An 18,966-nucleotide genomic window follows, 5' to 3' on the forward strand; every position below is an offset into this window, starting at 1 on the left:
CAGAGGCCGTCGCACAGATGATTGTTCGTCTTGTTTGTTGACTTGGATGGGGGCTGTGCAAGTGCCGGCTCCCTTCGTACTATCGGCAGTGGCACTCGCCCACAGAGGCGGGGCCACTCGACATGGATGCAAACAAACAAGGACAGTTATGAACCTACCCGTTTGGCTGGATGATCACATCTATGCCGCCCCCGATTGCCCGGCGATCGACGCCGATTTTCATCAGGCCCGTCATACGCTGACGACCTTGAGTCAACTGCTGGACGAGCTTCCTCAAACCACTGACGTCAATGGCTTGCGCCACCTGCTGCGGGCCATCAGATCCTGCTGGACCGACGTGAACCGGTTGGTGTGGAACAGCCAGACCTATGCCTACAACCGGCTCAGTCGCAATGGTTGCGACGAAGCTGCCAAGGTGCTGCTATCCCGTGGCCAGCAGTTGCAGGCGACCCTGGCCCAGCTCAGCAAGCCGGTGACCCTGTTCTGGGCAAGTGCCCCCGAGGGGCAGGTTCGAGCCTTGCTGCAGGATGCCGAGCTGTTCGAGCTTGCCTACCTTATCCGTCATGATCGCCGCCTGCAGGATCAACGGCTGTCGCTCGAGAGCGAGCAGCTGATCGAAGGATTGGGAGTGGATGGGCTGCAAGGCTGGGGGGAACTCTACGACAGTCTGGTGGGCCGGCTCAGGCCGGTCGTGGACGGAGAGCCCATGGGACTGGCCCAGGCGGACAATCTGCTGGCCCACCCGGAACGGGCGCGCCGTGCCAGCGCCTGGCACGGCATTCAGGCCGCCTGGCAGGCAGAGCAGGAGACGGTGGCTGCCATCCTCAATGCCATCAACGGCTGGCGCAACGAACTCGCCGCCCAGCGTGGCAAGACGCGTCGGCTCGATGCGCTGGATGTCTCCTGCCATCAGAGCCATATCGAGCGCGCCACTCTGGATACCCTTATGGCCGAGGCTGACGCCCACAAAGCGCTGGGACGGCGAGCCCTGCGCGCCATGGCCAGCGCCCGGCAGATCACCGATTTTGCCCCCTGGGATCTCTATGCCCCTGCGCCCGCCGCGACCCCGGCCCTGCTCAGCTTCGAGCAGGCGCTGACTCTGGTGGCTGATGCCTTCGCCGGGTTTGACCCCGAAATGGGGGCCTTTGCCCGCATGATGGCCGAGAAGGGCTGGATTGATGCGGCCCCCAGCGCAAACAGGCGCAGCGGTGCCTACAGCACCGAATATGCCTATCCTCCCGAGCCTCGGGTGTTTCTCACCTTCGAGGGCACCATGGACAACCTCATCACCCTGGCCCACGAGCTCGGGCACGCCTGGCACAGCTGGCTGTTGCGGGACTTGCCGCTGGAGCAGCGCGACTACCCCAAGACGCTGGCGGAGACCGCCTCCCTGTTTGCCGAAACCCTGGTGCGCGATGCCCTGTTTGCCGCCACCGACAACATGGAGCAGCGCAGAGCCATCGCCTGGCTGGACGGGGAGCGTGCCGCCAGCCTGCTGCTCGACGTTCCGGCCCGCTTCACCTTCGAGCGGGCCCTGGTGGCGGCGCGGGAGCAGTGCTATGTGGGGGCAAGCCAGCTGCGGCAGATGATGAAATCCGCGCAGCAGCAGTGGTATGGTGACACCCTCAGCCAGTACGACGAGCTGTTCTGGGCCAGCAAGGGCCACTTCTCCATCACCGAGCTCGGGTTTTACAACTATCCCTACCTGTTCGGCTATCTGTTCAGCCTGGGGCTCTATGCCCAGAAGGAGCGGGCCGGGGGCGATTTTGCCCACGCCTATCGCGCGTTGCTCACCGACACGGGCCGCATGAGCGCCGAGGATCTGGTGGAGAAACACCTGGGGGTCGACATTCGCGAACCCGCCTTCTGGCAGGAGAGCCTGCGCTATGTGGAGGAGGCGGTCGACCGCCTCGAGCGACTGGTGTGACGGGCTGGCCCGTCTATCGCATTGGCTGATCAGACCGGCCGTTCGGGGGCGCCCCGGCGGCCCCTGTTTCTTTCGTGGCGGGCCCGCAGCGGCCCGGCCACGCGCATTTCACCCCGGGCAGCCTCTGCCCCTGATATTGATGACGAGCGTTTGATGCAGCAACGAATTTACCCACAGCAGTGGCACAACCAGCATATCTATCCCGCCCTTGATTGCCCCGAGCTGGAAGCGGACATGAGCCTGGCCCGAGCCAACCTCGCCGAGCTTGCCAGTTTTATCGACGGTCTTGAGCAGGTATTGGGCAATACTGACGCCTTGCCCGATTTTTTGCGCGAAGTACGCCTGCGGGCCCAGCGGATCCGCAATATCGGCTGGAACGTCGCCATACTGGCGGCCTGCAAGGGCAGTCAGGATGCCCGCGATGTGCTCGCCAAGCAGCTGGCTTCCCGCGCCCGCGCCCTCAACGCCGATCTGTTCAAGACCCTGGCCCCGGTGGAAGATCTGATGCTGGGACTGCCCGAGCCCGAGTTTGAGCGGCTGATGCTGGATCCCTTGCTCGGAGAAGAGGATTACCGGCTGCGCCATGAGCGCCGCTTGCAGGATCAGCGCCTGCCGGTGGAGGCCGAGCAGCTGGTGATTGGGCTTGGCACCGACGGGTTGCACGCCTGGGGCAACCTCTACAACGATCTGGTGGGCAAGATCCGCCTCGTTATCGATGGTCGCGAGATGGGGCTGGCCGAGGCGAGCAATCTGCTATCCAGCCCAATACGGGCCCTGCGCCGCGAGGCCTTTGATGCCATCAGCGCTGGCTGGGAAGGGGAGCAGGAGACGGTGGCCGCCATCCTCAATGCCCTCAACGGCTGGCGACTTGAACTGGCGCGCCAGCGCGGCAAGCAGCGTGTGCTTGATGCGCTGGATCTCTCCTGCCATCAGAGTCACATAGAGCGCACCACCCTGGATACCCTCATGGCCGAGACCTATAACGCCCGGGGTCTGGGCCAGCGGGCGCTGGGGCTGATGGCCCGGCAGCTTGGCATTACAGATCCGGGGCCGGAGGACTTGTTTGCACCGCCTCCGGCGGCTAGCAGTCGAGAGATCCCGTTTGAAGAGGCGATCGAGATCATAGCCGCGGCCTTTGCCCGCTTCGATCCCGAGATGGGGGAGTTTGCCCGCATGATGGCCGAGAAGGGCTGGATTGATGCGGCGCCCACCCCGAACCGGCGTACCGGTGCCTACTGCACCAAGTTTGCCGAGCCGGTGGAGCCAAGGGTCTTCATCACCTATGCCGGCACCATGGACAACGTCATCACGCTCGCCCACGAGCTAGGTCACGCCTGGCACAACTGGCTCATTCGCGATCTGCCCATGAGCCAGCGCAGCTACCCCATGACGCTGGCGGAGACCGCCTCCATCTTTGCCGAAACCCTGGTGCGCAGCGCCCTGTTCGAACAGGCGCAGACGCCGGAGCAGCAGCAGGCCATCGCCTGGGCCGAAGCCGACGGTGCCGCCACCTTCCTGGTCAACATTCCGGCCCGCTTCGATTTCGAGCAGGCGCTGGTGGCTGCCCGTGGACAGGGCTATGTGTCGGCACAGCGGCTCAAGACGATGACGGACGAAGCCTGGGGCCGCTGGTATGAGGAGAGTCTGGTGCGTTATCACCCTCTGTTCTGGGCGGCCAAGGCGCATTTTTCCATCGCCGGGCTCGGTTTTTACAACTACCCCTACCTGTTTGGCTATCTGTTCAGCCTGGGGGTCTATCAGCAGTTGATGAGCCGTCAGGCGGCAGGGGAAACGAATGTGGCCGAGGCTTATCGTGCCCTGCTGCGCGATACCGGCCGCATGAGCGCCGAAGATCTGGTGGCAAAACACCTGGGTCAGGATATCCGTGAGGCTGCCTTCTGGCAGGGCAGCATGGCGCTGGTGGCGGCGGCGGTGGATCGCTTCGAGCAGACCTGCGGCTAAGGGAACTCTGGCACGTGAAGGCGCCGCCGGGCAGTGTATCTGCCCGGCGGCTTTTTTATGGCCGGGGGTCGACTGGCCGAACCGGGCCCACCAGCAAGGGGCGGGGCTGGTGGCTAAGATCCGGCTGGTAGCCGTTGAAGAAGAGGTTCAGCAGCACCGAGCTCAGGGTCGCCAGCAGGATACCGCTGTGCAGCAGTGGCTGCAGCGCGGCGGGAAAGTGCTGAAAGAAGTGGCCGGAGACGGTGGGGATCATGCCTATTCCCAGGCTGATGGCGACTATGTAGAGGTTGTGACGGTTGCTGTTGTAATCGGCCCGCGCCAGGATGCGAATGCCGGTGGCCAGCACCATGCCGAACATGACGATGCCGGCGCCGCCGAGCACGAAGGGGGGAATGGAGGCGACCATCAGCGACATCTTGGGGATCAGGCCAAAGGCGAGCAGTATCCCCCCCGACATGACGCAAACCCAGCGGCTCGACACCCCGGTCACGCTTACCAGCCCGATATTCTGGGAAAACGAGGTGTGGGGAAAACTGTTGAAGATGCCGCCAATCACTGTCCCTATGCCGTCCACTCGCAGCCCCCGCACTATGTCTCCCCGGCTGGCCGGGTGACCGACTATGTCGCCGAGGGCCAGAAACATCCCCATGGATTCGATGAAGGTGATCAGCATGATGACGGTGAGGGTGGCGATGGAGATGGGATCGAAGGTGGGCCAGCCAAAGGCGAAGGGAACTATGGGGGCAAACCAGGCGGCCTCATCCAGGCCGGTCAGGTTCACCTCGCCCATGCCGATGGCGATGACGAAGCCGAACAGTATGCCGAGCAGCACTGAGATGTTGCTGAAAAAGCCCTTGGTGAAGCGGGTCACCAGCAAGATGAAGGCCAGCACCAGGAAGCTGGTGCCTATGTAGCGCAGGCTGCCGTACTCGGGATTGCCCTTGCCCCCCGCCATCCAGTCGATCCCCACTTGCATGATGCTGATCCCGATGGAGGTGATCACCACACCCGTCACCACGGTCGGGAAGAGCGTCATCAGGCGACCGACCAGGGGCACCAGCAGGGTGGAGAGGATCCCGGCGGCTATGGTGGCACCGAAGATGCCGGTCAGCCCCAGATCCGGGTTGGCGCCTATGGCCAGCATGGGCATGACGGCGGCGAAGGTGACCGACATGATGACCGGCAGCCGGATCCCGGCAAACCGGCCTATCCCCAGACACTGCAGCAGGGTGACGATACCGCAGCAGAACAGATCCGAGCTGATGAGATAAGAGATTTGATCCTTGGGCAGCCCCAGGCTGCCGCCTATCACCAGCGGCACCGCCATGGCGCCGGCGTACATCACCAGCACATGTTGCAAGCCCAGGGTAAAGAGCTGGCCAGGGGGGAGCATGCGTTCCACTTCATCGACGGGACTGTGGGTGGTCGTCCCGGGGGGATTGGTCTGGTTCATGAATACCTCACTCCTTGCGGCCCGACCGGTACGGCCGGGCAAGATGGGCTGGCTGCCCCGCTCAGGGACCCGGGATGGGTTGGACAGGGGGACGGGCGCCGATCCTGTGCGCGCAGGCATCATGGTCGGCGTGGATGGCCAGCCCGGCTGCGCACCCATGGAGGCGGATACTGCACAAAACGTGCGCATTGGCTTGGTAGTGATGCGCCTGCCGGTGGTTTTGTGGACGGGATCACAGGGTTGGAAAGCTATGAAGGGCAATCGTTTGCTGGCCCGCAAGACGGGGTCTCACATTGGTAGCCGGCGTATCATTTCTGCCTTGCGGGCTCTCACTTTGATACTCGCGCGGGGGAAAGGCCCCCTCAATCTGGTTTCATCCGCAACCGGAGGCGTGATCCAAAGCAAGAAAGTGGGATGTTTTGGTGGCGCAGGGCCCCGCCGCTGGGGTAGGTTCGATAGAACCGACACAGTTTTTGAGGTCTTGTCCATGATCATCTATCTGCATGGTTTTGATGCCACCAGCCCCGGCAATCATGAAAAAGTGCTGCAGTTGCAGTTTATCGATGATGATGTGCGTTTCGTGCACTACAGCACGGTTCATCCCCGTCATGACATGAGCCACCTGCTCAAGGAAGTGAAGAAGCAGCTCGACATGAGCACGGACCCCAAGCCCCTCATCTGCGGAGTGGGGCTGGGAGGCTACTGGAGCGAGCGGATCGGCTTCCTGTGCGGCATCAAGCAGGTGATCTTCAATCCCAACCTGCACCCCGAGATCACCATGCAGGGCAAGATAGACAGACCGGAAGAGTACGAGGATATAGGCACCAAATGTGTGTCTGAATTTCGTAGTAAAAATTCAGGAAATTGCCTCTGCATCCTTTCCGTTCAGGATGAAATCCGCGATAATGGCGAAACTGAGCGTGAATTGAAGAATTATTACAACATCGTGTGGGATGAGCGAGAGACTCACAAGTTCAGGAACATCTCTCATCACCTGCAACAGATGAAGGCTTTCAAGGAAGCCTGATTGATCGTCACGTCATGGATTCAACTATCAAGGGAGCCGATGGCTCCCTTCGCTTTAATGGAACCGAGGTAATTAACCATGACCAATATTGTTGTCGTCGGCGGCGGGGCCGGCGGTCTGGAGCTGGCCACCAGCCTGGGTCGCAAGCTGGGCAAGAAGAACAAGGCGAAGGTCACCCTGGTCGATCGCAACCGTACCCACCTGTGGAAACCCCTGCTGCACGAAGTGGCCACCGGCTCCATGGATGCGGGCATCGATGCCCTGAGCTACCAGTCCCATGCCAAGAACCATGGTTTCGATTTCCAGCTGGGCAGCCTGACCGACATCAAGCGCGACGAAAAGCGCATCGTACTGGCGAAGATCGTCGACGATAACGGTGACATAGTGGTCAACGAGCGGGAACTGCCCTACGACATCCTGGTGATGGCGATCGGTTCCGTGTCCAACGACTTCAACACCAAGGGCATCAAGGATCACTGCATCTTCCTGGACAGCCCCTCCCAGGCACACCGCTTCCACAACAGCATGATGAACCGCTTCCTGCAGTTCGCCACCGAATACCAGCCCGGTGACAAGGTGAAGATCGCCATCGTCGGCGGTGGTGCCACTGGCGTCGAGCTCTCTGCCGAGCTCTACAACGCGGTGGAGCAGCTCTATGCCTACGGCTTCAAGAACCTCACCACCGACAGCCTGAAGGTGAGCCTAGTGGAAGCGGGCCCCCGCATCCTGCCGGCACTGCCGGAGCGCATCAGTGGCGCCGCCCATCAGGAGCTGGTGAAGCTGGGGGTGGACGTGCGTACCGCCACCATGATCACCGAAGCGACCAGCGAGGGTCTGCACACCAAGGATGGCGAGCTCATCGAAGCGGATCTGATGGTGTGGGCCGCCGGTATCAAGGCGCCGGACTTCATGAAGGATATCGCCGGGCTCGAGACCAACCGCATCAACCAGCTGGTGGTGAAAGAGACGCTGCAGACCAGCCGTGACGAGAACATCTTCGTCATCGGTGACTGCGCCGCCTGCCCGCAGCCGGATGGCAAGTTTGTGCCGCCGCGCGCCCAGTCCGCCCACCAGATGGCAACCCAGGCGTGCAAGAACATCCTGGCCAAGCTGGAAGGGGGCGAGATGAAGCCCTACCTCTACCACGATCACGGCTCGCTGGTGTCGCTGAGCCGCTTCTCCACCGTGGGCAGCCTGATGGGCAACCTGATGCGTGGCTCCATGATGGTGGAAGGCTACATAGCGCGCATGGTGTACATCTCGCTCTATCGGATGCACCAGGTCGCCCTGCACGGCTACGTCAAGACCGGCCTCATCATGCTGGTAGGCCGCATCAACCGGGTGCTGCGCCCGACTCTGAAGCTGCACTAAGCCGCTTGGGGCAAACGTGCCGGGGCGGCAATGGCCCCGCGCACCATGAAAAAGGAGAGGCCAAGGCCTCTCCTTTTTTGTTTCAGGGATATCAGGAGGCGTCCACCTGCAGGGTGCGAACCTCGGTGAGGGCGGCGGTGAAGAAGAGCCGCGCCAGCTCAGGATCCCCTTGCCCGGCATCGCGGGCGACGTTGGCAATATCGCCGCCGAGCAGGGTGATGGTGTTGCCGACCTTGCTCACCCGATCGATGAGGGAACCAAATTGCTGGGAGAAGGCCGTCGTCTGGCCGAGAAAGCCTTGCTGACGCTGGATCTGCCCCTCAATCTGGTTCATCTGTCCCTCCAGACTGTTAACCTTGTTCTGGGTTTGCGTCAGGGTGACGGCCAGGGCGATGAGGCCCGGCAGCCCCAGCAATCCCAGCCCCAGCAGGTAGAGCTTTTTCTTGTTGAGGGAGTCCAGCTCCTGACGGGCCCCGGCCAGGTTGGATTGCAGCCCGGCTATGGTGGCTTGCAGCTCCACGCCGATCCGTTGCAACGCTATGTTGTCTTGCGTGATGCGATCGTTGGCCGTCTGGCTGGCGGTCAGGGTCTGGGCGGTCAGCGTCTGGATGGGGGCGATCTCCTGCTGGACCAGATCGACGAATGCCTTGAGCGCCTCTGGGTTGAAGGGGCCGGTATTGGCCAGCTGCTGTGTCAGTTGCACCTCCAGGCGCGCACCAAACGCCAGTACCTGCTGCTGCATGGTTTGCACCTGGGGCAGCAGCGCAGCGACCACCTCCTCGACGTTCTGCTGGATGTTGACGGCGTTTTGCGGCAGACCGGTGAAGGACTGAATGACGGCTTCGGCCTGCTGCATGTTGGCAATGGATTGAGAAAGAATACCGTTGCTCATGGGCTCTCCTTGATGGAAGAGGGCGGCCTGGCCGCCCTCCCGTGGTTTAGGCGGCCAGACGGCCGACGAAATCGGCTATGGTGGCGGTCGCGGGCACTTGCATGGGGCTGACGCCGGCCATCTGGGCCTTGATGGTGTTCACGTCGACGAGCACCGTCTTCACTGTGGTGTCGGCGGCGGTCAACCAGAGCTGGCGGATGTCGTCGCCGCTGGTGATGCCCTTGTCCAGATCCGTGATCAGGCTGCCGAGATCCGAGGTCAGGGCGTCCCAGGCATTGCTCATCTGGGTCGCGGCATTGACCGCGTTTTGGGCCTGTACCTGGAGCCCTTTATAACCATTGCCGATCTGGGTGGCGATCAGTACCTCGCTGTTGAGGTTGCTGCGCTTCTGGTACAGATCCTGGCGGGCGCCCAGCGAGTTGTGCAGCACTATGGAGCCTGCCGTGATACCGGCGGCGCCTGCCACCATCATGGCGACCCCACCTATTACCACAGGTGTCGAGGTGCCGGCGGTGACGAAGTCGGCCACTGCGCCTATGGCAGTGACGAAGGCGCCGCCAATCACCAGCAAGCCCCCAACCACTATGCCGGCGATGGCGCCGTCGATGGCCGCGTTGACCTTGTCGATGTCACCGTTGAGCTGAGCCAGCACCCCGTTGTCACCCTGCACCTTGCTGTTGAGGTTCACCACTATGCCCTGGAAGTTGCGGGAGTCGGTGATCAGGTTGTTGTTGAGATCCAGGATAATAAGACGGGTATCGGAGGAGACCTTGTGGTACTCGGTGGCCTGTTCCTTGATGACGTTCAACTGCCTGAGCCACTGGGCCTTGGTGGAACCGGGAGGAAGCACGGTCGGGATGGCATTTTGCAGGGCGTAATAGTTGGAGATGTTGCTGATATTGGTGATGATCTGCGGCTGGATCTGGTTGAGGTACAGATCCGCATGCCCTTTGGCGACGTCCAGTCCCTGGTTGATCTGGGTCTGGTTGTCCTTGAGGTTCGGGAACTGGCTGAAATCCACTGACACCTGTTGCTTGACGCTGTTGCAATAGGTCTGGATCTGCAGCGCCTGACCGGCCTGACCGGCCATGCTCTGATCCATGGAGATGGTTGCATTTATCATGTCTATCGTCCTTTTGTGGTGGGGTTAAGCATCGGGCAGGACGCCGTTGCCGGCGTAGGCGGTCTTGATGTCATTCACCTGATCGGAGAGCTGTTGCCAGGATTGGGTATCCAGTGCCAGGGTGCGCCTGAGCAGACGCACATCGCCGTCGTTGCTGAGGTCGGCCACTATGGGGACGGCGCTCTGATAGGCGTCGGCCACCTTCTGCCAGCCCGAGGGCAGGCCGGTGATCGCCCTGGCTACCGTCTCGTAGGTGCTGACAAACAGCTGATTCTGGGCCTGCACCGACTTTGCGACCGTCAGCATGGCGTTGGTCTCGGCCAGCGCCTGGTAGGCCTGAGCCAGTTTCTGGGTATTGGCCTTGAGCTCCTTGGCCGCCAGGCTGGCACCGGCTATGCCGGATGACAGGGCCTGGATACCGGCGATCATGTATTGGGTCTGCTGGTCTGATCCCTTGGCCGTGCCTTGGCTAGCGGCAGGCTTGGCGGCGGGTTTTTCCTCCAGCGCCAGCGAGGTCACGATAGCGTGGCCCAGTTGGCTGACACCCTCACCGGCCTTGCCACCCTCATCGACAATGGCCTGAATGTTTGCCGCTATGGCCTGGTTCAGTGCGTCTATGGCCTTGGCCTGGCGCTGGGCATCGGCGATCAGATCCTGCTCGAGCTGAGTGATCACCCCCAGGAAGTTCTCCATCAGGGGACGCAGCGAACCCCAGGCGACCTGAACCCGGGTGTTGAGCGTCTGGGCCAAGAGCCGGTAACTTCGGGCCTGATCGGCCAGCGAGGTCAGCTGCTCTGCCAGCTTGGCTCGCCCGGCCAGCACGGCCGCATCGTCATCCTGGCCGAGCAAGCGGTTGAAGGCCGCGACCAGGGCGTAGAAATTCGAGCCATAGCTCATCAGATGGATAAGGCCAGGCAGGTTGTCTTGCTGGTAGTAGCGCGCCTGGTTGAGCATCTGGGCCTGGTAGGCCTCAATCTTGACTGCCAGGGATGAGTCGAGCTCACTCCTGGCCAGGGACTGCTGCATCAGCAGCAGATTGGCATAGCTCTGGTTGAGCAGGGCCGGTGAGGCCGCAGACAGGTAGGCTGCCAGCAGGCCTTGATCCCCAAGATCCAGCGTGGTGATTGTGGTCATGGTGTGGCCTCCGCACGGGCTTCGGCGAGGTGGCTTGCGTGGAAAGGTACCCGCGTTGAAGGGGTGGGATGAGGTGGTCGGGTGTCGAGCTGCATCATGATGCTGTCCTCGTGACGAAGTGGGTCAGTCTCCGGCGTCGGGCCGGGACAGACTCACCCTATGGAAAGGCGAAATGGGCCACAACTGACACTTCTATCACTTGATGTTTGGGCCAGATCGGCTATTGAGGGGGCGCTTGGATGCTGATCGTGCAGCTTGCTCAACCTTGTCTCCCGTTGCTTGATGCCGGCAGGATCTAACCGGTCGACTCTCTACGGATCCTGCCCCTCGAAACACAGACAGCAGTGATCCACAGACACGCATCGAGTCTGTTTTCTTGCCTGGAAACTATCGCTGCTTTAGGCTGTCTCTCCAGTGAATCGATAAGGAAACCAAGATGATCCTCTCAACTACCCCCACCCTGGAAGGCAAGACCATTCGTGAATATCGCGGCATAGTCGTGGGCGAAGCCATCCTCGGCGCCAATATCTTCAAGGATCTGTTTGCCGGGATCCGCGACATCATAGGCGGCCGCTCCGGCGCCTATGAAAAAGAGCTGGCCCGCGCCCGCGAGATTGCCTTTGATGAGCTCAAAGAACGTGCCTCCGCCCTGGGTGCCAATGCCGTGGTTGGCATCGACATCGACTACGAGGTGGTGGGGCAAAACGGCAGCATGCTGATGGTCAGCATCAGCGGTACCGCCGTGCTGGTCTGATCCCTTGAATACACTGAAAAACCGGCAACCTTCTGCCGGTTTTTCAGTTTCTACGCCCCGGCGTGGCGGGATGGCAGCCGATCCGCTGCCTGTTCTTGATGGTCAGCAGCTATACGCAGTACGGCTCACGCCCGCCATACTTGACACAAGAGAGGACGGTCTGGAGGTCAATCATGTTCCATATTCGCTGGTTATTGTTGTGGTGCTGGCTGGGCAGTGCCGTGGGGGCGAGCATTCAGGCGGTGACAGAGGAGCTTCCCCCTTACAACTACCGGGATAGGGATGGTCAGGTCACAGGGCTCTCGGTGGATATGCTGCACCGAATGCTGGAGGTCAGCGGCATCACGCTCGACAGCAAGGGCATACAACTGCTGCCCTGGGCGCGGGCCTACCAGATGGCGCAGTATGATCCCGATACCGTCATCTTCAGCATGATACGGCTCCCGGAGCGGGAGGCGCTCTTCCATTGGATTGGCCCAATCGGTCCTCGCGTCATCTGGTTTTATCGCCTGGCAAACCGTGACGATCTGGTGGCCAGCCAGCTAGCCGAGCTGGCTCCCTGGCGGATTGCCGTGGTACGCGACTCGGCGATGGCCCGTGAGCTGTCGGGAAAAGGGCTCAATCTGGTATTGGTACACGACGAGGATGACAAGTTTCGCATGATGTTGCGCGGGAGGGCAGACGTGGCCCCAGCCATGCAGATGGGGGCCGCCTATCACATAGAGACATTGGGGCATCACTACTCGGATTTTGTCCCCATGTTCCAGTTTCAGGAGACAATGTTGTTCTACTTCGCCTTCAGCCGCAACACGGATGACGCCACCATACAGCAGCTTCAGAAGGCATTCGATCAGATGCGCAAGGATGGCTCCTACGAGAAGATCACCCAGAAATGGGTGCGCCGTTTCTGGGTTAAACCGACCAGCGAGTGAATCACTCCGCGTGCCCGTGCCCGGCCTCAATCCCCTGATCATCAACCGGCTGGAGCCGGGCAGCACCTTGGCTCTGCCATCTTTTCCTGGTGTCTTTAGGGCCATGGCATGGCTATTATGAGTCCTTTCTTGTGGGCGCCATGCCCTGGATGGTCATAATCGGAACAGGACGTCTTGCGATGACATCACTCAAGCCGCCAGGGCTCAAACCTGGCGACACCATAGGTTTTTTCTCCCCCTCCAGCGCGGCCACGGCCTGGGCGCCACAGCGCTTTGCTCGCGCCAGGGCGTTTCTGGAGGCGCAGGGCTTCAGGCTCAAGGCGGGAAGCCTGACCGGCCAGCAGGATCACTGGCGATCCGGCTCCATAGCCGCGCGGGCAGCCGAGCTCAATGCACTCATTCGCGATCCAGAGGTGCGTTGCATCATGTCGGTGATCGGCGGCAGCAATTCCAACTCCCTGCTGCCGTATCTCGATTACGAGGCGCTCAAGCGGGACCCCAAGATCATCATCGGCTACTCGGACGTGACGGCCCTGTTGCTCGGCATTTATGCCAAAACCGGCCTGGTTACCTTCTACGGCCCGGCGCTGGTGGCCTCGTTCGGTGAATTGCCGCCGTTGGTGGACGAGACCCTGTCGGGCTTTCGCCAGATCTGCCAGGCCGGTGGCGCCGCCGCGCCTCATACCTTGCCGACCCCGGCGCAATGGACCGACGAGCGGCTGGATTGGGAAAACCAGACCCGGGCCAAGCAGTGCCTGCCCAACCGGCTGATCTCGGTGGGATCGGGCAAGGTGCGGGGCAGGCTGATCGGCGGCAACCTCAATACCCTGGCGGGGATCTGGGGCTCCCCTTACATGCCGCCGATTGAAAGCGGGGATATTCTGCTGCTGGAAGACAGCCTGCTGTCCGCCGAAACCGTTGAGCGATCGTTTGCCCACCTCAAGCTGTGCGGGGTGTTTGAGCGCATCGGTGCTCTGGTGCTCGGCAAGCACGAGCTGTTCAACCAACAGGGCAGTGGCAAGCGGCCGCTCGATATTCTGCTGGAAGTAGTGGGGGAGCCGGCCTTTCCCATACTGGCGGAGTTTGACTGCGCCCACACCCACCCCATGCTGACCCTGCCTCTTGGCATAGAGGCTGAGCTGGATCTCGATGCCCAGACTCTCACCCTGTGCGAGCCTTGGCTGCGTTAGCGGCCGTGTCAGCTCAGAGCACGGTGCAATAGCAGCGCGCAATCCAGACCAGAATGCAAAGAGGCCGCAACAGCGGCCTCTTTTACGTTCTCAGATCAGGGATCAGGGCAGGGCATCCGGCCGGAAGCTGGCCCGGATCTGCGGCACCAGGGGCGAGACGTCGAATCCCTTCTCTTCACCCAGCACAGGGTGGAGCAGGGCCAGATCCGGGATCGGGGTCAGGTCCCCCGCCAGCAGCTGGCGGGTGGCCTGGCCCATCTGGTAGAGCTGGCGCACCGGGGCGAACTGGGTCGCGAGGTTGAGGGCACCATCATCGCGGGCAAAGGCCATCATGGGGATCTGGTAGGTGGCATCGCGAGGCGGCTTGTCACCGTGAATCCCCTTGCCCGCCGACATCAGAAACGGCTGGTGATCGCCAAAGGCCACCACCAGATAGCGCTTGCCGGACTGGTCCAGGGTCTTGAGCAGCCGCTCCAGCGAGGCCATGGCATCCACCACTCCGGTGTAGTAGGTGTTGAGCAGCTGGCGCTCTGCCGCGCTCTGATCAGGACAGGCCTTGTCGAGTTGCTGGGCCTGATAGCGATCCCCGTCGAAGGGGCCGTGGCCCTGCATGGTGACCGCATAGGCAAACAGGGGCTGGTTATCCTGTTCGCTGCGCCTGAGCAGGTGATCAATCAGCGCATCATCCGAGATATAGAGCCCTTTATGTTCGAGCGTGGTGAAGCGGGTATCGAACCAGCGCTCCTCGTAGCCAAGGGCCGGGATCGCCTTGGCGCGGCCCCAGAACTTCTCCACATAGGGGTGGGCAAACAGGGTCTTGTAGCCACTTTGTCTGGCGCTTTGCGCAAGGCCGGGCACCTGCTCCGAGAGGTAGTAGTAGGGCACGACCCCCTGCTTGAGCAGGCCCACCGGCAGGCCCGTGTTCATCTCGAACTCGGCCAGTACCGTCATGCCGCCCGTGGTGGGGGAGTGGATGGTCTTGTGCCACTGCTGCACGCTGGCGGGCAGGCTAAGGGTCGGGGGCGGGGCGCAGATCTTGCCTTGCCAGCCGAGCCAGAGCGACTCGTACTGCAGCACTATCACCAGATCGAAGCGGGGGGCTTGCCCCTGGCTCGCATGGCTTAGCTGGGGAGTGAACTCGTTGATCTGCAAGGGGTAGCGAAACACGCTGCCGTTTTGCAGCATCTCGTCCACCAGGTTGAACAGATAGAGGCCGGGGCCGGCCCGTATGATGTCCCTGTGATAGTTGACCGCCCTGTCCACGTAGCGAATGTTGGCCCCCAGCAGCTTGTTGCCGGTCTGGGTGGCGAATACGCACAGGGCAAAGAAGGCGGCGGTGGCGGCCAGGGTGCGCAGGATCCAGCGCGACAGGGCGAAGCGCCAGCAGAGAAACAGCAGCAGGCCGGCGCCCAGCACTGGCAACACGGGATGTTGTTCCAGCAGGATGCGCAGCAGCGCCAGCAGGTTGCCGAGATCGTCCCCCCCCAGCGGCACCCCGTAGATGGCGATCTTCATGAAGTTGGCGAGCAGGCCTATGCCGGAGAGGGCGGTGAACACCAGCCCCATGTAGAGGTTGAAACCCGCCAGCGCGCAGAGGCTCCAGCCCAGCACCATGCTGCCCCAGGCGAGGTAGTAGTGCTCGGGCCTGAAACCTGACCAGAGCAGAAACTCCCCCAGTTTGAACACCACGAAGCCGTGCAGCAGCACGAAGGTGAGGTTGCCGAGCAGCAGGCTGCCGATGACTCGCCAGCGCAGGCTGCGTCTGAGGCGGGGCAGCACGGTTCTGAGCACGGCGGCGCTCAGGGCCAGCACCAGCACCAGGCTGGTGAAGAGGTAGCTGAGGTTGAAACCCTGCTCCGGCAGGGTCTGCAGGATCTGGCTGAACTCGGCGCTCTCGGGTCTCTCCTTGAGCAGCAGGCCGATCCGCAGCTGATAGCGGCTGGCGAGGGCATCGTCGGGCGCCCGCAGTGTGCTGTTGAGATCCAGGGTACAGCGGGTTTTGCGGCACACCTGGCGCTTGTCTACCGGCTGATTCAGTTGATCGATCCGCTCACCCCGTTCGTTGAGCAACTCCACCCTTACCTTGTCCCCCTCCTGCAACGGCTTGAGCAGTTGCCACTGGCTGCGCACCACCAGGTAGAGGCCACGGCTGTCGCTCTTGTAGAGCAGGGCATGACGGGTGAGGGTGGCGATCGGCTGATCGGCAGGCCCCAGTACCAGCGGCTGGGCCCGGCCGAGCCAGCTGCCGGGATTGATCTGCGGCAGTATCAGGGTCAGCAGCAGCAGCGCGGCCAGCAAGCCAAGCAGCAGGGAGGGCAGACTGGGTACCCTGGCTGACAAGCGTGCTGAAGAGGGGACTTTCATATGAGCTCATCCTTTGAGCGAGTGATGACGGCGATTGGCTGCTGCATTTAATTTGACCCGATGGTGAGGGGCTTGTTCCTTGTTGTCAATTTAATGACCAGACAATGAATATTTCATGACCATGGATCCATGCAAACTGTGATCCGGATCGGACGGCCGCACTCATTCTGTGATGAAAGCGTCATCATGACGCTTTGCCTCTGGCCTGCGCCTGCCTTGCTGCTTAGTCTCTCAATAATGATGGAGGTGCATGTATGAATCCCAAGGTAGCGGCACGTCAGGCAAGATTGCTCCGCATGCTGGAGAGCAAGGAGGAGATACGGATCGGGCGCGAGCGGGATTGCCCCTTGCCACTGGCGCAGCTGGTGAGACTCAAGGAGGATCATCCCGCCGTGATCAAGGTCTATCGTCACGGTCTCACCGCCGAGGTGTTTCACCTCAAGGTGGAGGGACATCACTGGTGCCTGAAACGGCGCCGGCACGACTCCCTGGTGGCCAACGTCGACGGCAAGACCGCCTTCCTGACCGAGCTGGAGCGGCGCCGCGAGATAGAGGCCCTGCGCGAGCTGCACCCCACCATTCTCTCCAATGTGGTCTGTACCTGCTTCGGCTCGGCCCGGGCCGGGGTGCTCATCTCCCCCTGGCTACGGGGCGTGCCTGTGCATGATCTCAATGAGCGCAATCTGGCGCAGATGCTGGCGGTGCAGGCCGAGCTTGCCCACTGGGGCTGGTTTGACTGGGATCCGAGCCCGGGCAACCTGCTCGACGATGGCCAGCAGATCGCCGTGTTCGACTTTGGTTACATGTGGCCGTTCGATCCCCGTCATGAATTTAACTCCAACGGCCTCTCCGATCCCCAGTTTCATGTGCCCGAGCGGCTGGAGACCCGCACCCTCTCCGGCCTCTGGCTCAACGAGCCGGATCCCCTGCCGCAGTTTCGCTACTGGCGCGGTCTGTGCCTGGCCTGGGTGCAGCGCGAGCTGCAATACCTGGCCCGGGAGGGTGCCAGCGCCCCCGTGCTGGCCCGCTTGCAGGGCTTGCAGGGGGAGTGGCGCTCGGCACTGGCCAGCGACGCTGCGCTGGCCGCCAACTGGTGGCGCGACATGTATCGCAGCCACAGGCTCGACATCCAGGATGATCTCAGCGGCAAGAGCTGCGGCCCGCTCACCCTGCGCCGGCTCGACTGGCTGGAGCGGGCTGTGACCGAGCACTTCGCCGAGCTGGCGGACAACCTGGGGCCGGACGAAGCCGGGCTCGATCAGGCGACGCTGCTGGCCCGACTCGCTGGCCTGCGCGAGGCGATCCGCGCCTGTCTGCTGCCGGTGCCCACCCTGGCGGGCTAGGCTATCTGCGTCTATGACCTTGGCCGCAACGAAAAGAGGGGCACCCTGGGTGCCCCTCTTTCATGCGGTGTCAAACCTCGGCTGGCTCAGTCGAGCAGCTCCTGATGGAGGCGGTTGACTATGTGGCCCGCCTCCTCTTCCTTGACCAGGAAGCAGAGGTTATGGGCGCTGGCGCCGTAACAGATCATGCGGATGTTGTGCTCGCGGATGGCGTCAAAGACCTGACTGCCCACCCCGGCCGCCTCGCTCATGCGGTTGCCGATGAGCGCCACCAGGGCCAGCCCGGTCTCGACCTTCACCTTGCACAGCTGACCCAGCTCGGCCAGCACCTTGTCGCTCAAGATGGGCTCGCCGTTGCTCTGGCTGCCGGTGTGATCCAGGGTCAGCGACACGCTCACCTCCGAGGTGGTGATGAGATCCACCGAGATGCGGTGACGGGCCAGGATGCCGAACACCTCGGCCAGGAAGCCATAGGCGTGGAACATGTTGAGGCTGTGGAGGGTGACCAGCACCTGCTGGCGGCGCAGCGCCACTGCGCGAAACAGCGGGCTGGTGCGGGTGCTGGCGCGGATCCAGGTGCCGCCGGCCGCCGGATCCTTGCTGGAGCCGACAAACACGGGTATGTCCTGGCGTACCGCCGGCTGCAGGGTGGCCGGGTGCAGCACCTTGGCGCCGAAGGTGGCCATTTCGGCCGCCTCGACGAAGCTGATTTCGGGGATGGGGCGGGCGCGGGTGACCAGGCGCGGATCCGTGGTGTAGATGCCGGGTACGTCGGTCCAGATCTCTATGCTGCCCGCATCCAGCGCCTCGGCGAGCAGGGCGGCGCTGTAATCGGAGCCGCCCCGACCTAGGGTGGTGGTGCGGCCATCGGCATCCGAGCCGATGAAGCCCTGGGTGATGATGAGGCTGTCGCCGAGCAGGGGGCCCAGTGCCTGCTGGCAGAGGACGCGGGTGGCGGCGAGATCCACGGTTGCCTTGCCAAAGCGGCTGTCGGTGCGCATCAGCTGACGCACATCCTGCCAGTGGGCCTTGACGCCGCGCTGGCGCAGCAGCTCGGTGAAGAGGCGGGTGGACATCAGCTCGCCGCAGGCGATGAGGCGATCGGCCAGCTCGGCATCCGTATGCTGACTGGCCTGGCGCGCCATGGTGCGGATCTCGCCTAGGGTGGCATGGATCAGGGTGCTCAGATCGCTTGGGTCACCCAGCGCCGTCAGTATGGCCTGCTGGATCTCGGCCAGTTTGGCCAGCTGCGCCTCCTGGCCCGTCTCGTCCAGATCGCCCTGGGCCAGGGCCACCAGCAGGTTGGTGACGCCGGCACTGGCGCTCAGCACCACCACCCGGGTCGCCGGGTTGGCCAGCACCACATCGGCGCAGTTGTTCATGGCCGCAGCCGTGGCGACACTGGTTCCGCCAAACTTGGCGACATTGATCGGGCTCATTGCATACTCCTGTCTTAATTTAAAAATCCGGATCCATCGGGCAAAAAGAGAGGAG

General features: G+C 62.4%; 14 protein-coding genes. 8 read left to right on the top strand and 6 right to left on the bottom strand.

The window, feature by feature from the left end:
- The first annotated feature begins 148 nt into the window (after positions 1-148).
- Entirely contained in the window at positions 149-1,927 is a 1,779-nt protein-coding gene (locus AACW87_RS21540) for a M3 family oligoendopeptidase (protein ID WP_241326112.1), read from the top strand.
- A gap of 153 nt (positions 1,928-2,080) precedes the next feature.
- Entirely contained in the window at positions 2,081-3,889 is a 1,809-nt protein-coding gene (locus tag AACW87_RS21545) for a M3 family oligoendopeptidase (RefSeq protein ID WP_241326113.1), read from the top strand.
- A 55-nt stretch (positions 3,890-3,944) separates the two neighbouring features.
- Here the strand turns inward: AACW87_RS21545 and AACW87_RS21550 are convergent, their stop codons facing one another.
- The gene (locus AACW87_RS21550) at positions 3,945-5,342 is read right to left on the bottom strand and encodes a nucleobase:cation symporter-2 family protein (RefSeq protein WP_241326114.1); all 1,398 of its coding nucleotides are present in this window, start codon (positions 5,340-5,342) and stop codon (positions 3,945-3,947) included.
- Between the two features lie 487 nt (positions 5,343-5,829).
- Here AACW87_RS21550 and ycfP point away from each other — a divergent pair, with 487 nt between their 5' ends.
- Entirely contained in the window at positions 5,830-6,369 is a 540-nt protein-coding gene (gene ycfP / locus AACW87_RS21555; protein ID WP_043556158.1) for an alpha/beta hydrolase YcfP, read from the top strand.
- A 78-nt stretch (positions 6,370-6,447) separates the two neighbouring features.
- The gene (locus AACW87_RS21560) at positions 6,448-7,740 is read left to right on the top strand and encodes an NAD(P)/FAD-dependent oxidoreductase (protein ID WP_241326115.1); all 1,293 of its coding nucleotides are present in this window, start codon (positions 6,448-6,450) and stop codon (positions 7,738-7,740) included.
- 91 nt (positions 7,741-7,831) lie between these two features.
- Here the strand turns inward: AACW87_RS21560 and AACW87_RS21565 are convergent, their stop codons facing one another.
- The 3 genes from AACW87_RS21565 to AACW87_RS21575 are packed head-to-tail and all read right to left on the bottom strand — an operon-like array spanning position 7,832 to position 10,889.
- A complete protein-coding gene (locus tag AACW87_RS21565) occupies positions 7,832-8,632 on the bottom strand; it encodes a hypothetical protein (protein WP_241280615.1) in 801 nt (266 codons plus the stop codon).
- A gap of 46 nt (positions 8,633-8,678) precedes the next feature.
- Positions 8,679-9,755 carry an HBL/NHE enterotoxin family protein gene (locus tag AACW87_RS21570; protein ID WP_043141162.1) on the bottom strand — a complete coding sequence of 359 codons (1,077 nt, stop codon included), beginning with the start codon at positions 9,753-9,755 and terminating at the stop codon, positions 8,679-8,681.
- Positions 9,756-9,779: 24 nt separating this feature from the next.
- Positions 9,780-10,889, bottom strand: a complete 1,110-nt coding sequence (locus AACW87_RS21575; protein WP_241326116.1) for a hypothetical protein — start codon at positions 10,887-10,889, stop codon at positions 9,780-9,782.
- A gap of 436 nt (positions 10,890-11,325) precedes the next feature.
- On the opposite strand from AACW87_RS21575, the gene AACW87_RS21580 reads away from it, so the two are divergent.
- The 3 genes from AACW87_RS21580 (at position 11,326) to AACW87_RS21590 (ending at position 13,765) form a co-directional block, all read left to right on the top strand.
- The gene (locus AACW87_RS21580; RefSeq protein ID WP_043556151.1) at positions 11,326-11,643 is read left to right on the top strand and encodes a heavy metal-binding domain-containing protein; all 318 of its coding nucleotides are present in this window, start codon (positions 11,326-11,328) and stop codon (positions 11,641-11,643) included.
- A 173-nt stretch (positions 11,644-11,816) separates the two neighbouring features.
- Complete coding sequence (locus tag AACW87_RS21585; RefSeq protein ID WP_103470551.1) at positions 11,817-12,575, top strand: substrate-binding periplasmic protein; 759 nt, start codon at positions 11,817-11,819, stop codon at positions 12,573-12,575.
- Between the two features lie 179 nt (positions 12,576-12,754).
- Positions 12,755-13,765 (top strand): S66 family peptidase, encoded by a 1,011-nt coding sequence (locus AACW87_RS21590; RefSeq protein ID WP_241326117.1) that lies wholly within the window; start codon positions 12,755-12,757, stop codon positions 13,763-13,765.
- A gap of 102 nt (positions 13,766-13,867) precedes the next feature.
- Here the strand turns inward: AACW87_RS21590 and AACW87_RS21595 are convergent, their stop codons facing one another.
- Entirely contained in the window at positions 13,868-16,129 is a 2,262-nt protein-coding gene (locus AACW87_RS21595; protein WP_241326118.1) for an LTA synthase family protein, read from the bottom strand.
- A 254-nt stretch (positions 16,130-16,383) separates the two neighbouring features.
- Here AACW87_RS21595 and AACW87_RS21600 point away from each other — a divergent pair, with 254 nt between their 5' ends.
- A complete protein-coding gene (locus AACW87_RS21600; protein WP_241326119.1) occupies positions 16,384-17,472 on the top strand; it encodes a hypothetical protein in 1,089 nt (362 codons plus the stop codon).
- Between the two features lie 86 nt (positions 17,473-17,558).
- On the opposite strand, the gene lysC is transcribed toward AACW87_RS21600, so the two are convergent.
- A complete protein-coding gene (gene lysC / locus AACW87_RS21605) occupies positions 17,559-18,911 on the bottom strand; it encodes a lysine-sensitive aspartokinase 3 (RefSeq protein WP_241326120.1) in 1,353 nt (450 codons plus the stop codon).
- Positions 18,912-18,966 lie beyond the last annotated feature (55 nt).

This window comes from Aeromonas sp. MR7, assembly GCF_963899385.1.
In the GTDB taxonomy this organism is placed as follows: Bacteria; Pseudomonadota; Gammaproteobacteria; order Enterobacterales; family Aeromonadaceae; genus Aeromonas; species Aeromonas bestiarum.

Bases quoted from the DNA above. Each gene is read 5' to 3' on its own strand.
- AACW87_RS21560 (WP_241326115.1), top strand. From the start codon at position 6,448: ATGACCAATATTGTTGTCGTCGGCGGCGGGGCCGGCGGTCTGGAGCTG.
- AACW87_RS21590 (WP_241326117.1), top strand. From the start codon at position 12,755: ATGACATCACTCAAGCCGCCAGGGCTCAAACCTGGCGACACCATAGGT.
- lysC (WP_241326120.1), bottom strand. From the start codon at position 18,911: ATGAGCCCGATCAATGTCGCCAAGTTTGGCGGAACCAGTGTCGCCACG.
- AACW87_RS21585 (WP_103470551.1), top strand. From the start codon at position 11,817: ATGTTCCATATTCGCTGGTTATTGTTGTGGTGCTGGCTGGGCAGTGCC.
- ycfP (WP_043556158.1), top strand. From the start codon at position 5,830: ATGATCATCTATCTGCATGGTTTTGATGCCACCAGCCCCGGCAATCAT.
- AACW87_RS21570 (WP_043141162.1), bottom strand. From the start codon at position 9,755: ATGATAAATGCAACCATCTCCATGGATCAGAGCATGGCCGGTCAGGCC.
- AACW87_RS21550 (WP_241326114.1), bottom strand. From the start codon at position 5,342: ATGAACCAGACCAATCCCCCCGGGACGACCACCCACAGTCCCGTCGAT.
- AACW87_RS21545 (WP_241326113.1), top strand. From the start codon at position 2,081: ATGCAGCAACGAATTTACCCACAGCAGTGGCACAACCAGCATATCTAT.
- AACW87_RS21580 (WP_043556151.1), top strand. From the start codon at position 11,326: ATGATCCTCTCAACTACCCCCACCCTGGAAGGCAAGACCATTCGTGAA.
- AACW87_RS21575 (WP_241326116.1), bottom strand. From the start codon at position 10,889: ATGACCACAATCACCACGCTGGATCTTGGGGATCAAGGCCTGCTGGCA.
- AACW87_RS21540 (WP_241326112.1), top strand. From the start codon at position 149: ATGAACCTACCCGTTTGGCTGGATGATCACATCTATGCCGCCCCCGAT.
- AACW87_RS21600 (WP_241326119.1), top strand. From the start codon at position 16,384: ATGAATCCCAAGGTAGCGGCACGTCAGGCAAGATTGCTCCGCATGCTG.
- AACW87_RS21595 (WP_241326118.1), bottom strand. From the start codon at position 16,129: ATGAAAGTCCCCTCTTCAGCACGCTTGTCAGCCAGGGTACCCAGTCTG.
- AACW87_RS21565 (WP_241280615.1), bottom strand. From the start codon at position 8,632: ATGAGCAACGGTATTCTTTCTCAATCCATTGCCAACATGCAGCAGGCC.